Origin of the sequence: Micromonospora sp. NPDC048930 (assembly GCF_043197935.1) — a bacterium.
Taxonomy (GTDB): domain Bacteria; phylum Actinomycetota; class Actinomycetes; order Mycobacteriales; family Micromonosporaceae; genus Micromonospora.
The window spans coordinates 295862-311035 of the sequence record NZ_JBICUB010000004.1 but is presented as its reverse complement, the minus strand read 5'-3'; the positions used below and the strand labels follow the sequence as shown (position 1 = coordinate 311035).

The 15174-nt window shown below is 70.5% G+C and carries 12 protein-coding genes; 6 read left to right on the top strand and 6 right to left on the bottom strand.

The features are described 5' to 3' along the window. Positions 1 to 912 carry a tRNA (adenosine(37)-N6)-dimethylallyltransferase MiaA gene (gene miaA / locus ACGFI9_RS13555; RefSeq protein WP_393178260.1) on the bottom strand — a complete coding sequence of 304 codons (912 nt, stop codon included), beginning with the start codon at positions 910 to 912 and terminating at the stop codon, positions 1 to 3. Further along, the gene (locus ACGFI9_RS13550; protein ID WP_393178259.1) at positions 909 to 1628 is read right to left on the bottom strand and encodes a hypothetical protein; all 720 of its coding nucleotides are present in this window, start codon (positions 1626 to 1628) and stop codon (positions 909 to 911) included. The genes miaA and ACGFI9_RS13550 overlap by 4 nt, the downstream gene beginning before the upstream one ends. A 203-nt stretch (positions 1629 to 1831) precedes the next feature. Here ACGFI9_RS13550 and ACGFI9_RS13545 point away from each other — a divergent pair, with 203 nt between their 5' ends. Together ACGFI9_RS13545 and ACGFI9_RS13540 are read left to right on the top strand one after the other, a co-directional pair. After that, positions 1832 to 3040, top strand: a complete 1209-nt coding sequence (locus tag ACGFI9_RS13545) for a DUF349 domain-containing protein (protein WP_393178257.1) — start codon at positions 1832 to 1834, stop codon at positions 3038 to 3040. Positions 3041 to 3331: 291 nt separating this feature from the next. Further along, complete coding sequence (locus tag ACGFI9_RS13540) at positions 3332 to 4963, top strand: cellulase family glycosylhydrolase (RefSeq protein ID WP_393178256.1); 1632 nt, start codon at positions 3332 to 3334, stop codon at positions 4961 to 4963. Between the two features lie 50 nt (positions 4964 to 5013). Here the strand turns inward: ACGFI9_RS13540 and miaB are convergent, their stop codons facing one another. The 3 genes from miaB to selD form a co-directional block, all read right to left on the bottom strand. Continuing rightward, positions 5014 to 6513, bottom strand: a complete 1500-nt coding sequence (gene miaB / locus ACGFI9_RS13535) for a tRNA (N6-isopentenyl adenosine(37)-C2)-methylthiotransferase MiaB (protein ID WP_393178255.1) — start codon at positions 6511 to 6513, stop codon at positions 5014 to 5016. Between the two features lie 181 nt (positions 6514 to 6694). Further along, on the bottom strand, positions 6695 to 7174 hold the full coding sequence (locus tag ACGFI9_RS13530) for a hypothetical protein (protein ID WP_393178254.1): 480 nt from the start codon (positions 7172 to 7174) through the stop codon (positions 6695 to 6697). Between the two features lie 235 nt (positions 7175 to 7409). Further along, a complete protein-coding gene (gene selD, locus ACGFI9_RS13525; RefSeq protein ID WP_393178253.1) occupies positions 7410 to 8399 on the bottom strand; it encodes a selenide, water dikinase SelD in 990 nt (329 codons plus the stop codon). Positions 8400 to 8595: 196 nt separating this feature from the next. Here selD and ACGFI9_RS13520 point away from each other — a divergent pair, with 196 nt between their 5' ends. The 4 genes from ACGFI9_RS13520 to ACGFI9_RS13505 all read left to right on the top strand — a co-directional run bounded on the left by ACGFI9_RS13520 (position 8596) and on the right by ACGFI9_RS13505 (position 11915). After that, positions 8596 to 9351 carry an amino acid ABC transporter ATP-binding protein gene (locus tag ACGFI9_RS13520; RefSeq protein WP_393178252.1) on the top strand — a complete coding sequence of 252 codons (756 nt, stop codon included), beginning with the start codon at positions 8596 to 8598 and terminating at the stop codon, positions 9349 to 9351. Between the two features lie 56 nt (positions 9352 to 9407). Next, positions 9408 to 10274, top strand: a complete 867-nt coding sequence (locus ACGFI9_RS13515; RefSeq protein WP_393178251.1) for a glutamate ABC transporter substrate-binding protein — start codon at positions 9408 to 9410, stop codon at positions 10272 to 10274. A gap of 79 nt (positions 10275 to 10353) precedes the next feature. After that, on the top strand, positions 10354 to 11028 hold the full coding sequence (locus ACGFI9_RS13510; RefSeq protein ID WP_393178250.1) for an amino acid ABC transporter permease: 675 nt from the start codon (positions 10354 to 10356) through the stop codon (positions 11026 to 11028). Then, positions 11028 to 11915 carry an amino acid ABC transporter permease gene (locus tag ACGFI9_RS13505; protein ID WP_393178249.1) on the top strand — a complete coding sequence of 296 codons (888 nt, stop codon included), beginning with the start codon at positions 11028 to 11030 and terminating at the stop codon, positions 11913 to 11915. The genes ACGFI9_RS13510 and ACGFI9_RS13505 overlap by 1 nt, the downstream gene beginning before the upstream one ends. Positions 11916 to 12482: 567 nt before the next feature. On the opposite strand, the gene ACGFI9_RS13500 is transcribed toward ACGFI9_RS13505, so the two are convergent. Continuing rightward, entirely contained in the window at positions 12483 to 15071 is a 2589-nt protein-coding gene (locus ACGFI9_RS13500) for a tetratricopeptide repeat protein (protein ID WP_393178248.1), read from the bottom strand. Positions 15072 to 15174: the final 103 nt, after the last annotated feature.

Below are 15174 nucleotides of genomic sequence, written 5' to 3'. Positions count from 1 at the left end.
TCATTCCCGATGCTCGGCGACCAACCGCAGCGCAGTGTCGAGAAACGAGGGCGAGGCGGAGTCCAGCCAGTGGATCCGGGGGTCGCGCCGGAACCAGGAGCGCTGCCGGCGGACGAAGCGGCGGGTGGCGCGGATGGTCTCGTCGTGCGCCTCGGCCTCGGTCAGCTCCCCGGCCAGGAAGCGCAGCACCTGCTGGTAGCCGAGCGCCCGGCTGGCCGTACGCCCCTCGGGCAGGCCCCGGCCGACCAGGGTCCGGGTCTCGGCGACCAGGCCGTCGGCCCACATCCGGTCCACCCGCAGCGCGATCCGCTCGTCCAACAGCGCGGTGTCCAGGTCCACGCCGACCTGCACCGACGGGTAGAACGGGGTCGGCTCGGGCAGGGCGGCGGTGAACGGCGCGCCGGTCAGCTCGATCACCTCCAGGGCCCGGACGATCCGCCGCCCGTTGGTCGGCAGGATGCCGGACGCCGCCGCCGGGTCGGCCTCCTTCAGCCGGGCGTACAGCGGGGCCGGGCCGGCCGCCGCCAGCTCCGCCTCCAGCCGCTCCCGCACCGCCGGGTCGGTGCCGGGGAACTCGAACTGCTCCAGCACCGCCCGCACGTAGAGCCCCGAGCCGCCCACCAGCAGCGGCACCTTCCCCCGGGCCAGGATGTCGTCGACCGCCGCGCGGGCCAGTTTCTGGTACTCGGCGACGCTGGCCGGCTCGGTCACCTCCCAGATGTCGAGCAGGTGGTGCGGCACCCCTTCCCGCTCGGCCGGGGTCAGCTTGGCGGTGCCGATGTCCATGCCCCGGTAGAGCTGCATCGAGTCGGCGTTGACCACCTCGCCGTCGAGGGCGTGCGCGAGGGCGATGCTGAGCGCCGACTTCCCGGCCGCGGTCGGCCCGACCACGGCCACCACCCGGCCGGTCATGCCCGCTCCCAGTTCGCCACGAAGTAGGCAACGCCGTAGGGGGCCTCGTGGTGGCTGAGCCGACCCCGCCAGTCGCCGCCCGCCGCGCGGACCGCGCCGGCCAGCACCTGCCAGGGCGCCCGCCCGGCCGCCTTCAGCTCCGCGGACACCGCCGGGTCCAGGCCGAGCAGGGCGTCGGCGTCCGCGTCGGCCAGGGCTCGGGCCACCCCCTCGTCGTACGCCTCGGCGCGCGGGTCGTCGTAGCCGGGCGCCCGCACGCCCCGGCAGGCCGACCCGTCCCCCAGCACCAGCAGCGCGGTACGCCCCGCCGCCTCGGCCTCGATCGTCGCCCCGAGCTCGGCGCACTCGGCCGGGGACGCGTCGGCGGCGACCGAGCGGGCCAGCCGGGGCAGGTCGGTGCCGGAGCGGCCGACCAGCCACGCGCCGATGGTCAGGCTCAGCGGCAGCGATTCGATCCCGGAGCAGTTGGTGTGCCAGAGCCGGACGTACCGGTTCACGCCGTACCCGCGCAGCGAACCGTAGTCGGCGGCACCGAACCGCTCGGTCGCCGGACCGCTGCCGAGCAGCAGGATGACCTCGGGCTCCGCGGCGAGCAGCCCGGTGACGGCGGCGTCGCAGGCGGCGCGGAGATGATCCAGCTCACCGGCTGCCGCGCCGGCGACCTCGGGTACGAGCAGGGGCGGGTGGGGGCAGACGGCGGCGGCGACCAGTGGCACCCGTTCAACCTATCCGTATCACCCGGTGCGTCCCCGGGCCGATCCGGTCATCGCGGCGCTACGACACCGTATGGTCACGGTCGACGACAGGCGCTCGACACGGACGGGGGCGGACCTGTGACAATGCCGGGAGTAACTTTGCTGCGCCGTGGCGGCGATCGAGGGGGCAGCCCCGTCGACGCCGGGAGAACGAGGATGGGCACATGAGCGACTGGACTGCCTTCGGACGGGTGGACGCGGACGGCACCGTCTACGTCAAGACCGCCGAGGGCGAGCGGGTGGTCGGATCCTGGCAGGCGGGGGCCCCGGAAGAGGGGCTGGCCCACTTCGCCCGGCGCTTCGCCGACCTGGTGACGGAGGTGGACCTGACCGAGGCCCGGCTCAACTCGGGCGCGGCGGACGCCGGCCACTCGCTGGCCACGATCCGGCGGATCCGCGCCTCGCTGGCCGAGGCGCACGTGGTCGGTGACATCGACGCGCTGGCCGCGCGCCTGGACAAGCTGGCCGCGGTGGCCGAGGAGAAGGCCGGCGAGGCCAAGGCGGCCCGGGACGCCGCCCGGGGCGAGGCCCTGGCCCGCAAGACCGCCCTGGTGGAGGAGGCGGAGAAGCTGGCCGCCGAGTCGACCGGCTGGAAGACCGCCGGGGACCGGCTCAAGGAGATCCTCGACGAGTGGAAGACCATCCGCGGGGTCGACAAGAAGACCGACGGCGAGCTGTGGAAGCGGTTCGCCGCCGCCCGTGACGCGTTCACCCGCCGCCGGGGCGCCCACTTCGCCTCCCTGGACCAGCAGCGCAAGCAGGCGCAGTCGGTCAAGGAGGAGCTGGTCACCGAGGCCGAGAAGCTGAAGGACTCCACGGACTGGGCGATCACCGCCAACCAGCTCAAGGACCTGATGGCCCAGTGGAAGGCCGCGCCGCGGGCGTCCAAGGAGGCCGAGCAGAAGCTCTGGGAACGGTTCCGCGCCGCGCAGGACCACTTCTTCACCCGGCGCAGCGAGGTGTTCTCGGCGCGCGACAACGAGCAGCGGGCCAACCTGGAGCGCAAGCAGGCGCTGCTGGCGGAGGCCGAGGCGCTCGACGTCGACGGCGACCCGAAGGGCGCCCAGGCGAAGCTGCGGGAGATCCAGGCGCAGTGGCACGAGGCCGGTCGGGTGCCCCGCGAGGCCGCGGCCGGGCTGGAGCGCCGGCTGCGCGCCGTGGACGACAAGGTCCGCGAGGTCATGGACTCCGCGTGGCGGCGTACCACCAAGGAGGACAACCCGCTGCTGGCCCAGATGCGGGCGCAGGTCGCCGAGGCCGAGGAGCGGCTGGCCCGGGCCCAGGCCGCCGGCGACGCCCGGCGGATCAAGGAGGCCGAGCAGGCGCTCTCCTCGAAGCGGCAGTTCCTCCAGCTGGCCGAGCAGGCCGGCTGACCTGACCCACCCCGGCAGCCCCCGGTCCCGTGCAGGGATCGGGGGCTGCCGCGTGTTGACGCATCGAGGTGGGCTGATCAGAATGGGCGGCGGAGCCAGGTTCCGACACCGGCACGAGGGCACCGACGGCTGATCGCGCCGTCGGGGATTGCCGGTGCTCCCCCGCGGGTGGCCGTCCACGTGGCACGGCCCGGCGCGCACTGTCCGCGTACTCGATGACGAGCGGGCCGTCTCCCCTGGTCGCACCGTCCGCGGCGGCTACGCCCTGCGGGCATCCGAAGTGGAGCTTCCATGCACCGACCCACCGCCCTCGGCGGCGCGCTCGCCGCGCTCGCCACCGCCGCGGCCGGCGTCCTCGTCGCCGCCGCCGTCAGCACCACCCCGGCCGCCGCCGCCACCGGCGGGACCGGCACCGGCTACCTGCACACCAGCGGCAACAAGATCGTCGACAGTACGGGGGCCACGGTCCGGCTCACCGGCATCAACTGGTTCGGCATGGAGACCGACAACAAGACCTTCCACGGTCTGTGGTCGAGCAACCCGTGGCGCAGCCAGCTCGACACCATGGCCCGGCTCGGCTACAACACGCTGCGCATCCCGTACTCGAACGACGCGCTGAAGCCGGGCGCGACGGCCACCGGGATCAACGACTACGTCAACCCCGACCTGGTCGGCCTCTCCCCGTTGCAGATCCTCGACAAGGTCATCGACTACGCGGGCAGCAAGGGGATGCGGGTCATCCTGGACCGGCACCGGCCCACCTCGGCCGGGCAGTCGCCGCTCTGGTACACCTCGACGGTGTCCGAGGCGACGTGGATCGCCGACTGGAAGACGCTCGCCCAGCGGTACGCGAACAACCCCACGGTGATCGGCGCCGACCTGCACAACGAGCCGCACGCCGAGGGCACCAACCCGGCGGCCACCGGCGCCTGCTGGGGCTGCGGGGACACCGCCCGGGACTGGCGGCTGGCGGCCGAGCGGGCCGGCAACGCGATCCTCGGGGTGCAGCCAAACTGGCTGATCTTCGTGGAGGGGGTGAGCTGCCCCAGCGGCGGCCTGTCGAACGTCTGGGACAACGACCCCAGCAACGACGAGGACTGCGGCTGGTGGGGCGGCAACCTGTCCAAGGCGGGCGAGTTCCCGGTCCGGCTGAACGTGGCCAACCGGCTGGTCTACTCCCCGCACGAGTACGCCACCTCGGTCTACCACCAGGCCTGGTTCGACGACCCGACCTACCCCGCGAACATGCCGGGGATCTGGGACAAGTACTGGGGCTACCTCTACAAGCAGAACATCGCGCCGATCATGATGGGCGAGTTCGGCACCACGCTCCAGGACCCGAAGGACAAGGTCTGGCTGCAGAACCTGATGGCGTACACCGGGACCGGGGTGAACGGGATGTCCTTCACCTACTGGTCGTGGAACCCGAACTCGGGTGACACCGGTGGCATCGCGAACGACGACTGGACCACCATCAACCAGGCCAAGCAGGACATCCTCCAGCCGTACCTGATCCCGCCGGTGGGTGGCGGCGGCACCGGCAGCCCGTCGCCGACCGGCACGCCGAACACCTCGCCGTCGCCGACCACCCCGGCGCCGACCACCCCGGCCCCGACCGGGGGCTGCACCGCCACCTACAAGCAGGTCAACGCGTGGCAGGGCGGCTTCCAGGGCGAGCTGACGGTGAAGAACGCCGGCACCGCCACGGTGAACCCGTGGTCGGTGACCTGGTCCTGGCCGTCCGGGGTGACCCTGGCCAGCGGCTGGAACGCCACCGTGACGCAGTCCGGCACCACGGTCACCGCCGCCGCCCCCGACTGGTCGAAGGCGCTCGCGCCGGGCGCCTCGGTGACCATCGGCTTCACCGCCAACGGCACGGCGTCCGCGCCCGCGTCGGTGAAGCTCAACGGCACCGCCTGCTGAGCCGCGACGGCCGGGGCCTCCGCTGGAGGTCCCGGCCGTCGGCGGTCGCCTCAGTGGGCGGCGCAGCCGCCGCTGGGGGCGGGCGCCGCGGCCGGCGCGCCGATCGTCGGCAGCCCCAGCAGCACCCCGGGGGTACGCGGGGCGCGCCCCGCCTCGGCCGCGTCGCCGGCCCGGGTACGCCGGTGCGACAGCGGCTCCCCGTCGGCGTTCAGGTGGTGCGGGGCGGCGTACGTGACGGTGGTGTGCACGATGTCGCCGGGGCGGATCTGCCCGGCCAGGGTGCCCGCGTCGAAGTGCACCAGGCGGCCGTCCCGGGCCCGGCCGGACATCCGGCCGGTGCGCTCGTCCTTGCGCCCCTCGCCGACGGCGACCAGCACCTCGACGGTCTCCCCGACCAGCTTCCGGTTCTCCGCCCAGGTGATCTCCTCGACGGCGGCGATGAGCCGCTCGTAGCGCTCCTGCACGACCTGCTTGGGGAGCTGGCCGTCCATGGTCGCGGCCGGGGTGCCGGGGCGCTTGGAGTACTGGAAGGTGAACGCCGAGGAGAAGCGCGCCTCCCGGACCACGTCGAGGGTGCGCTCGAAGTCGGCGTCGGTCTCGCCGGGGAAGCCGACGATGATGTCGGTGGTGATCGCCGCGTCCGGCATCGCCGCCCGGACCTTCTCGATGATGCCCAGGTACTTCTCCGACCGGTACGAGCGGCGCATCGCCCGCAGCACGTCGTCGGAGCCGGACTGCAGCGGCATGTGCAGCGAGTGGCAGACGTTCGGCGTCTCGGCCATCGCGGCGATGACGTCGTCGGTGAAGTCCTTCGGGTGCGGGCTGGTGAAGCGGACCCGCTCCAGGCCCTCGATGTCGCCGCAGGCGCGCAGCAGCTTGCCGAACGCGTACCGGTCACCGAACTCGACGCCGTAGGAGTTGACGTTCTGCCCGAGCAGGGTCACCTCCAGCACGCCCTCGTCGACCAGGGCGCGCACCTCGGAGAGGATGTCGCCGGGTCGGCGGTCCTTCTCCTTGCCGCGCAGGGAGGGCACGATGCAGAACGTGCAGGTGTTGTTGCAGCCGACCGAGATCGACACCCAGCCGGCGTACGTCGACTCGCGCCGGGTGGGCAGCGTGGAGGGGAAGACGTCTAGGGACTCGAGGATCTCCACCTCGGCGGCGGTGTTGTGCCGGGCCCGCTCCAGCAGCACCGGCAGCGAGCCGATGTTGTGCGTGCCGAAGACCACGTCCACCCAGGGGGCCTTGCGGACGATCTCGCCGCGGTCCTTCTGGGCCAGGCAGCCACCGACGGCGATCTGCATCCCGGGGTGCTTGTCCTTCACGGGGCGCAGGTGACCCAGGTTGCCGTAGAGCCGGTTGTCGGCGTTCTCCCGGACGGCGCAGGTGTTGAACACCACCACGTCGGGCTGCTCGTCGGCCTCGGCGGCGCGCACGTACCCGGCCTGTTCGAGCAGGCCGGAGATGCGCTCGGAGTCGTGCACGTTCATCTGGCAGCCGTACGTGCGCACCTGGTAGGTACGCGGGCTGCCCGCGGCTGCGGTAGTCATGACCCGGACAGCGTATCCGGGCCGAGCCGGTCGGAACGAACGAGGAGGAGCCCTGTGCCGGAGCATCAGGACCCTGCTCGACCAGCTGGTGGTCCGGGGGCAGCAGCCGGCCGCCCGGGGCTGACGGGGCGCGGCCCGCATCGTTCACGCGCCGTACGCCTGACGGCCGGGGCCGGTGCCGTCAGGCGGCGGCCAGGGCCGGCGCGACCGTGTCGGGCGCCCAGCGGGAGCGGTGGCACTGCGACCAGCCCCGGCAGCCGGGGTGCGACACGGTGCAGAGCCGCTGATCGCTGAGCACCTCGCCGTCGTCGGTCTCCACGACCTCGAAGTGCACCGGACGGATCGTGCCGTCCGGGGCGATCAGCAGGTGCCGCCCGGCGTCGAGGGTGTCGTCGCGCATCAGGCAGTTGCGGTCCAGCAGCCGGGCCAGCGCCGCGATGCTGGGCAGTTCGGGCAGCCCTTCGGGCACCCCGTAGCAGTCGACCATGGTGCCGTACACCCCGGGCGCCTCCCAGACATCGCACACCACCGCGTACGCGGGGAGCCGGGCCGGGTCGGCGACGGCGAGGGGCATCACCACCCGGCCGAGCGCCTCGGCGAGCGCCGGGTAGACCTCCACGGGCGCTGCGCCGTCGATTCTCCAGTTCCACAGCTCGGTCATGCCGCCTCCTCGCTGTGCTCGTCCCACCGGCCTCCGGATCGGGCCTTACTGACGATGGTGGGGTGCATATGACCTCAGCCGGGGGCAAGTTACCGGTCTGTGACCATTCCGGGCAAAATTTCCTCGGGCGACGTTGCTCCGAGTAGCGGGAAGATGACAGTTTATCGGGTATGGTGCCGCTTTCGCGGCGCGGATCACCGGGTGTCGTGCCGCATCCGCGCCGACGACATGATGCTCAGCGGACCCGGACGAGGTGGTCGCTCGCCGGCAGCAGCCCGCCGACCACCGTCCCGCCCGGCACCTCGCCGGCGACCAGCAGGCCGCCGGAGGTCTGCGCGTCGGCCAGCAGCAGCCGCTCCCCGTCGTCGACCCGACCGAAGTCGGTCCACGGGGTCACCCAGTCCAGGTTGCGCCGGGTGCCGCCGCTCACGTACCCGTCGCGCAGCGCCTCCCGGGCGCCCGGCAGGTACGGCACGGCCGCCGCGTCGATCGCCGCCGTCAGCCGGCTGGCCCGGGCCAGCTTCGAGGCGTGCCCCAGCAGCCCGAACCCGGTGACGTCGGTGCCGCACCGGACGCCGGCGCCGACCGCCGCGCGGGCCGCGTCCCGGTTGAGCCGGGCCATCGAGGCGACCGCCTCCGGGAACCGCTCCCCGGTCCGCTTGTGCCGGGTGTTCAGCACCCCGACGCCGAGCGGCTTCGTCAGCGAGAGCGGCAGGCCGGCACGGCCGGCGTCCAGCGTGATCAGCTCCTCCGGGCGGACCACGCCGGTGACCGCGAGGCCGTACTTCGGGCCGTCGTCGTCCACGCTGTGCCCGCCGGCCAGGTGACAGCCGGCCTCCCGGGCGACGTCCTGGCCGCCGCGCAGCACCTCCCGGGCCAGTTCCAGCGGCAGCACCTCCCGCGGCCAGCAGAGCAGGTTGAGCGCGACCAGCGGGGTGCCGCCCATGGCGTACACGTCGGACAGGGCGTTGGCCGCGGCGATCCGGCCCCAGTCGTACGCGTCGTCCACGACCGGGGTGAAGAAGTCGGCGGTGCTGACCAGCCCGGTCCGCTCGTCCAGCCGGACCACCGCGGCGTCGTCGCCGTTCTCCAGGCCGACCAGCAGGTCGGCGGCGCCGGCGGCCGGGCCGAGGCCGGCGACCATCGCCTCCAGCTCGCCCGGCGGGATCTTGCAGGCGCAACCGCCGCCGCGGGCGTAATCGGTCAGCCGGAGCGCTTGGGTCATCCCCCCATGATCTCCGCGGGGTGAGGACTTCGCCACGCGGACCGGGCGGATCGTGACGGAATTCGGACTTGCGGGTACGCCGGGGACCGGTGTTACCGCTCCGTGACCATTCGAGTTGCGTTCCGCCACGTCACGCCGCCTACAGTGGCCCAACCGGGGGTCGATCGACCCCGCTTTCCGCACGGACACAGGGACGGTGGACGACGTGACGACGGGCGAACCGCTCATCGTGCTGGACGGGGTCAACAAGTGGTTCGGCCCCCTGCACGTGCTCGACGACGTCTCGCTGTCGGTCGGCCGGGGCGAGGTGGTCGTGGTGATCGGCCCGTCGGGTTCCGGCAAGTCGACGCTCTGCCGGACGATCAACCGGCTGGAGCCGATCAACTCGGGCACCATCACGTTCGACGGCACCCCGCTGCCGGCCGAGGGGAAGGCCCTGGCCAAGCTGCGCAGCGAGGTCGGCATGGTCTTCCAGTCGTTCAACCTCTTCGCGCACAAGACCATCCTGGAGAACGTCACCCTCGGCCCGATCAAGGTCCGCAAGGAGAAGCCGGCCGCCGTCCGCGAGCGCGGCCTGGCCCTGCTGGACCGGGTCGGCATCGCCAACCAGGCGGACAAGTACCCGGCGCAGCTCTCCGGCGGCCAGCAGCAGCGGGCGGCGATCGCCCGCGCGCTGGCCATGCAGCCCAAGGCGATGCTCTTCGACGAGCCGACCAGCGCGCTGGACCCGGAGATGGTCGGCGAGGTGCTGGACGTGATGACCTCGCTGGCCCGCGACGGCATGACCATGGTCGTGGTCACCCACGAGATGGGCTTCGCCCGGCACGCGGCCAACCGGGTGATCTTCATGGCCGACGGCAAGCTCGTCGAGGACGCCCCGCCGGCCGAGTTCTTCGCGAACCCGCGCAGCGAGCGGGCCAAGGACTTCCTCTCCAAGATCCTCACCCACTGAGCGTCCGTAGTGGAGCGCGCCGTCCCCCGGCGGCTCCGTCGAAGAAGGAGATGAATATGCGTTACAAGCGCGTGGCGGCGGTCGCCGCGGCAGCCACTCTGGCGCTCGGCATGAGCGCCTGCGGCGGCGACGGGGACGGCGGCTCCGGCAGCGGCGGGGCCAAGGGCATCGTCGGCAAGGCGCAGAGCCAGAAGAAGCTGGTCATCGGCGTGAAGGCCGACCAGCCGGGCCTGGGCCTGCAGACGGGCAGCCAGTACGAGGGCTTCGACGTCGAGATCGCCAAGATCATCGCCAAGGGCCTCGGCGTGGACGCAAACAACATCGAGTGGAAGACCACCGTCTCGGCCAACCGCGAGCCCTTCATCCAGCAGGGCACCGTCGACCTGGTGGTGGCCACCTACACCATCAACGACGAGCGCAAGCAGAAGGTCAACTTCGCCGGCCCGTACTTCATCGCCGGCCAGGACCTGCTGGTCAAGGCGGACTCCACGATCGCCGGGCCGGAGGGCCTGGACGGCAAGAAGGTCTGCTCGGTGCAGGGTTCCACCCCGGCCAAGCGGATCCAGACCGAGCACCCGAAGGCCAAGCTGCAGCTCTTCGACGCGTACTCGAAGTGCATCACCGCCCTTGACGGTGGCCAGGTCGACGCGGTGACCACCGACGACATCATCCTCGCCGGCTACGCCGCGCAGCCCCAGTACGCCGGCAAGTTCAAGGTGGTCGGCAAGCCCTTCTCCACCGAGCCCTACGGCATCGGCCTGAAGAAGGACGACAAGGACGGCTGCGAGAAGATCAACGAGATCCTCAAGACCGCCGCCACGGACGGCTCGTACAAGGCCGCCTGGGACGCCACCCTGGGCAAGAGCGGTAAGGCCGCGCCCGAACTGGACACCACCAAGCTGACCAACTGCGGCAGCGTCTGACCGGTTCCGGGGCCGGCATCCCTAGGGATGCCGGCCCCGCCCTGTCGCGACGCCGACGACGTGCCCCGGGAGTCGACGCATGCACGTGTTCACTGATCCGACCAACCTCGACGCGTACCTGTCGGGCTTTCTCTGGATCCTCAAGCTGACCGGAGCGTCGGCGGTCCTCGCGCTGCTGCTCGGCGTGCTCCTGGCCGCGTTCCGGGTCTCTCCCGTGCCGGTGCTGCGGGGTTTTGGCACCGCCTGGGTGAACATCTTCCGCAACACGCCGCTGACGCTGATCATCTTCTTCTGCTACTTCGGCCTCTACTCCACGCTAGGCGTGAGCCTCGCCGAAGACCTGAACGTGAACAACTTCTGGCTCGGTGTGATCGGCCTGTCCGTCTACACCGCAGCGTTCGTCTGCGAGGCGGTCCGCTCCGGCATCAACACCGTCCCGGCCGGGCAGGCCGAGGCCGCCCGGGCGATCGGGCTGACCTTCTTCCAGACCTTGCGGATCGTGATCCTGCCCCAGGCCGGGCGGGCCGTGGTGGCTCCGCTCGGCAGCGTGCTCATCGCGCTGTGCAAGAACGCGACGATCGTCGGCACCATCGGACTGATCGAGGCGTCCAGCGTGATGAAGCAGTTGATCAACGATAACGGCGACGCCGTCATCCCGATCTTCCTGGTCTTCGCCGGCACATTCGCGGCGATCCTCGTCCCCACCGGCTACTTCTTCGGCTGGCTGGCCAACCGTCTGGCGGTGAAGCGCTGATGAGCACCAGCACGGTCCTGTACGACCACCCGGGGCCCCGGGCCCGCGTCCGCAACGCGCTGCTCAGCGTCGTCTTCGGCGTCGGCCTGGCCGCACTGCTCTGGTGGATCTACGCGAAGTTCGATCAGGCCGGGCAGTGGGAGGGCAACCTCTGGAAGCCGTTCGCCGAGGTGCCGACCTGGACACAGTTCATCCTGCCTGGCCTGCGGCAGACCCTACTCGCCGCAGCCACGGGCATGGTGCTGTCGCTGGCCTTCGGCATCATCTTCGCCGTCGGCCGACTCTCCGACCACTGGTGGGTCCGGGTGCCGTCCGGCGTGGTAGTCGAGTTCTTCCGCGCTGTGCCGCTGCTCCTGATGATCTTCTTCATCTTCTACGGCGTGCCGTTCCTCATCCAGGGGCCGGTCCCGGCATTCTGGTCGGTGGTCGTCGGCCTCACCCTCTACAACGGGTCGGTGCTGGCCGAGGCGTTCCGCGCCGGCATCCGAGCCATCCCCGGCGGGCAGTCCGAGGCCGCGTACGCCGTGGGCATGCGCAAGAACCAGGTGATGCGGCTCATCCTGGTGCCCCAGGCCGCGCGGGCCATGCTGCCGGTGATCGTCAGCCAGCTCGTGGTGCTGCTCAAAGACACCGCGCTCGGCTACATCGTGGCCTTCCCCGAGCTGCTCCAGCGGGGCGTCAACGATCTATCCGCCAACCGGGGCAACGTGGTGGCCGCCGCGATCGTGGTGGCCGCGATCTACATCCTGATCAACTCACTGCTAACTACGCTGGCCGGCTGGCTGGACCGGCGTACCCGGCGGCGGGGCTTCCGGATCCCGAAGCAGGCCGCAGCGCCGGACTCCACCCCGGCTGGTGGCAACACGGTGGCCGAGCCGCAGGGCTGACCCCGTCCATCCACGCGAAAGCCCTGCCACCTTACGGAGGTGGCAGGGCTTCCTTCCTAGGGTCGCCATACATAACAGTCCACCTGTGTCGCCGCTAGGGTGCGGCGAACGCCCTGGGCAATGCCCCTCACCTACGGGGACTCGCCGAGACTGCGCTGCCGGCCTGGGCCTTTGGGGGCGGAGCAGCGGATCCGGCTGCTGTATGAGATTAGCGACACGGCCGGCTGGACCCGTACCGCAGGCCCCGCCGACTTTGTTGATCGCCTGCTCGCGGTTATCGACGCTGCCATGGTCGTATTCTCGTTGCCAGAGGCTATCGGACACGGCACCCGATCTTCGCGACGAGCCTGCTCGCTACGTTGGGCGGGTTGGTTCGCCACCTACCTCGGTGCGCTTCGGGCACGACCTTCGCGTGTTTTCAACAACTCCTTGCCGAGCGGGACACCCATATGGTCAAACTCCGGTAGAAGCTAGTTCAGCGGCCGTTTTTCTCGCTGGGTAGCGCAGAACGTCTTCTACCATCCGCAACTACCTTCCAGCGTCTGGAAGCAAGACGATCGATGATACTTATTCCGTATAGCTCCTGAGAGCGGCGAGACGGGTGCGTAGTTCTCCGGCCTCATGAGAGTTCGGTTCGGGGTGTAGTGCCAGTGCTCGAATGCAGTGCTGGAGGGCACGGTCGCGGTGGCCCAACGTCTGGTGGGCGCGGGCCAGGCCGGCGTGCGCGCGGGCGTGCTGGTCACGAGCACCGATCTCCGTGGCGATGGCGTGAGCGGCGGTGTGGTGACTAGTCGCCTCGGCGGCGTCGCCAGCGGCGTGAACGGCTTCGCCGAGACCGTTCAGAGCCCACGCCTCGCTGTCCCGGGCGCCGATCTCGCGAAACAGGGTGAGCGCCTGCAAGTGGTGCTCGGCAGCTTGGCTAGGCCGGCCCAGGCGGGTGTAGACGATCCCCAGGCTGTCCAGAGCGCTGCCTTCGCCGCGCGGATTGCCCAGTCGCCGGAACAGGGTCAAGGCCCGCCGAAGATGATCGGCGGCGGCCTGGTACCGCTGCAACCGTTGCTCAACGAGACCAAGGTTGTTCAGGGCCGTCGCTTCACCGTGTGGGTCAGCGAGCCGCCGGAACAGGGCCACAGCCTGCTGGAGATGATCGGCCCCGCGTTCAGCCTCATTCAATCGATGCTCGACTGTGCCCAGGCCGGTCAGCGCATCTGCCTCGCCCATCGGGTCGCCAACACGGCGATACAACGATAAGGCCAGCATGTGGTGGTGGACGGCCATCCGGTAATGGCCGGTGCGCCGCTCAACATCGCCGAGGCCGTCCAGCGCCCTGGCTTCGCCGAGCGGGTTCCCGAGTCTGCGGAACAGGGTCAATGCCTGCTGCAGACACTCCGCAGCCACCTCGTACCGGCCTAGTCGATAGTGGACGCCACCGAGACCGAGTAGCCCCTGCGCCTGTCCTTCCCGGTCGCCGATACGGCGGCCGACGTCCAGAGCATGGCTATGGATGGCGATGGCGTCGCCGTAGTGGCCGCTGACGAGGTATGTAAGCAGGATGGCGGAGAGCCGGATGGTGTGGCTGGGCAAACCATGGTCGGCGGCGTGGCATGCGACCGAGACCAGGCAGGGCAGCTCGGCGGCTAACCACGCGCGGGCGGTGTCGGGGGAGACGAAAACGGGCGCCGGGGTGACGCAGGGTGGGATGCGGGGGCGCCGGTGTGCCTCGGCCGGCTGCACGATGTCCATCGCGGCCGCCGCCGTTGCCAGGTAATAATCGAACAGGCGGGTTAGGGCCTCGCGTCGTTCGGCCGGCCGGTCCTCGTCGGCGGCCCGCTCCATGCCGTACACCCGCACGAGTTCGTGGAACGCGAACCGTCCCGGCCTGCCCTGCTGCAATAGGTGATCGCTGTCCAGGAGGCGCAACTGCTCGCCCGCGGTGTCCAAATCGATGTCGGCGAGTGCGGCGGCGGCGTAGGTATCGAAATCGAGACCGGGATGCAGCGCCAGCAGCCGGAACAGCCGCTGCCGCAACGCCGGCAGGTGCTGACACGAGAGAGCGAGGGCCCTTTCCACCCCGGCCTCCAACCGCCGATCTTGGTGCCGTTGTTCGAGCCGCTCGGCATGATCGCTTACGCTCCAGCTGGGCGTGGCGCGCATGAGGCTGGCGAGCAGGGCCAGCGCGAGCGGCAGGTGTCCACAACGATTTGCGATACGCCCCAAGGCGTCGGAATCCTCGTTGGCGCTGATGTCGGGAACGAGCCGAGCCAGGAACGCGGTGGCCTCGTCCGGCGTGAACACATCCAGAGTGATACGAATTGCCACTCGCAGCCGGCCCAGGCTGTGCCGGCTGGTGATCAGGGCGACAGAGCCGGGGCTGTCCGGCAAAAGCGGTTCGACCTGCTGTTCGTTAACGGCGTTGTCGAGCACCACCAAGATTCGGCGATCGGCTAGCCACCGCCGGTACGCCGCGGTGCGCGCCGGAAGGCCGTGCGGGATGCGGTGAGCAGGCACGCCGAGCAGACGCAGGAAGCTGTCGAGGACGGCAACCGGCTCGACCGGAGGCTGGGCGGGGTCGGGGTGGACACCCCGCAGGTCCACGAAGAGCACATGATCGAATGGCTTCTCCCCGGCGAGCAAGTGTCCTACATGGGTCGCAAGCCGGGTCTTGCCGATCCCCGCCAGCCCCTCGATCGATGCGACCGCCAGCGAGGCATCATGAGCGTTCACAAGGTGCCGGATTCGCTCCACTTCAACATCGCGGCCGACGAACTCGGGCAGGTCGTTGGGCAGCATGTCCTGCGCACGGACTTGAGCGCCCGCCTGCATCTCGCCACTGATGACATACAAAGCCTGGCGCCACTGCGTCACATACCCAGCGTCCGGATGCAGCGCCTTCACAACGGCGGCGACCAGGTCGACATTGAGTCGCCGCCGGCCGACCTTGAAGCAGTCTACGACGGTGCCCTTCTTGGTTAGCTCCGCAGCGGGTCGTCCGGCCGTCTGCCATGCCGCATTTACGCGATTCTTGATCGTTTCAAACGACGGGTTCCCGGCCCAGATCTTCAGTAGCCGCAGCCGCCCGACCAACTCATCCAGTGTGCGGCACTGACCCGGGTCGGGCGGCGCGGTGAAGGTGTCACGATGCGCTGCCTGATTCACCGGCCAGTCCGAGAAGGACGCCCGTCGCATGCGTGATCATGCGGTTCAGGATGATCGATGAGTTGATCTAAGAATGGTTTCATGTGTGGAATTGTATGGGATT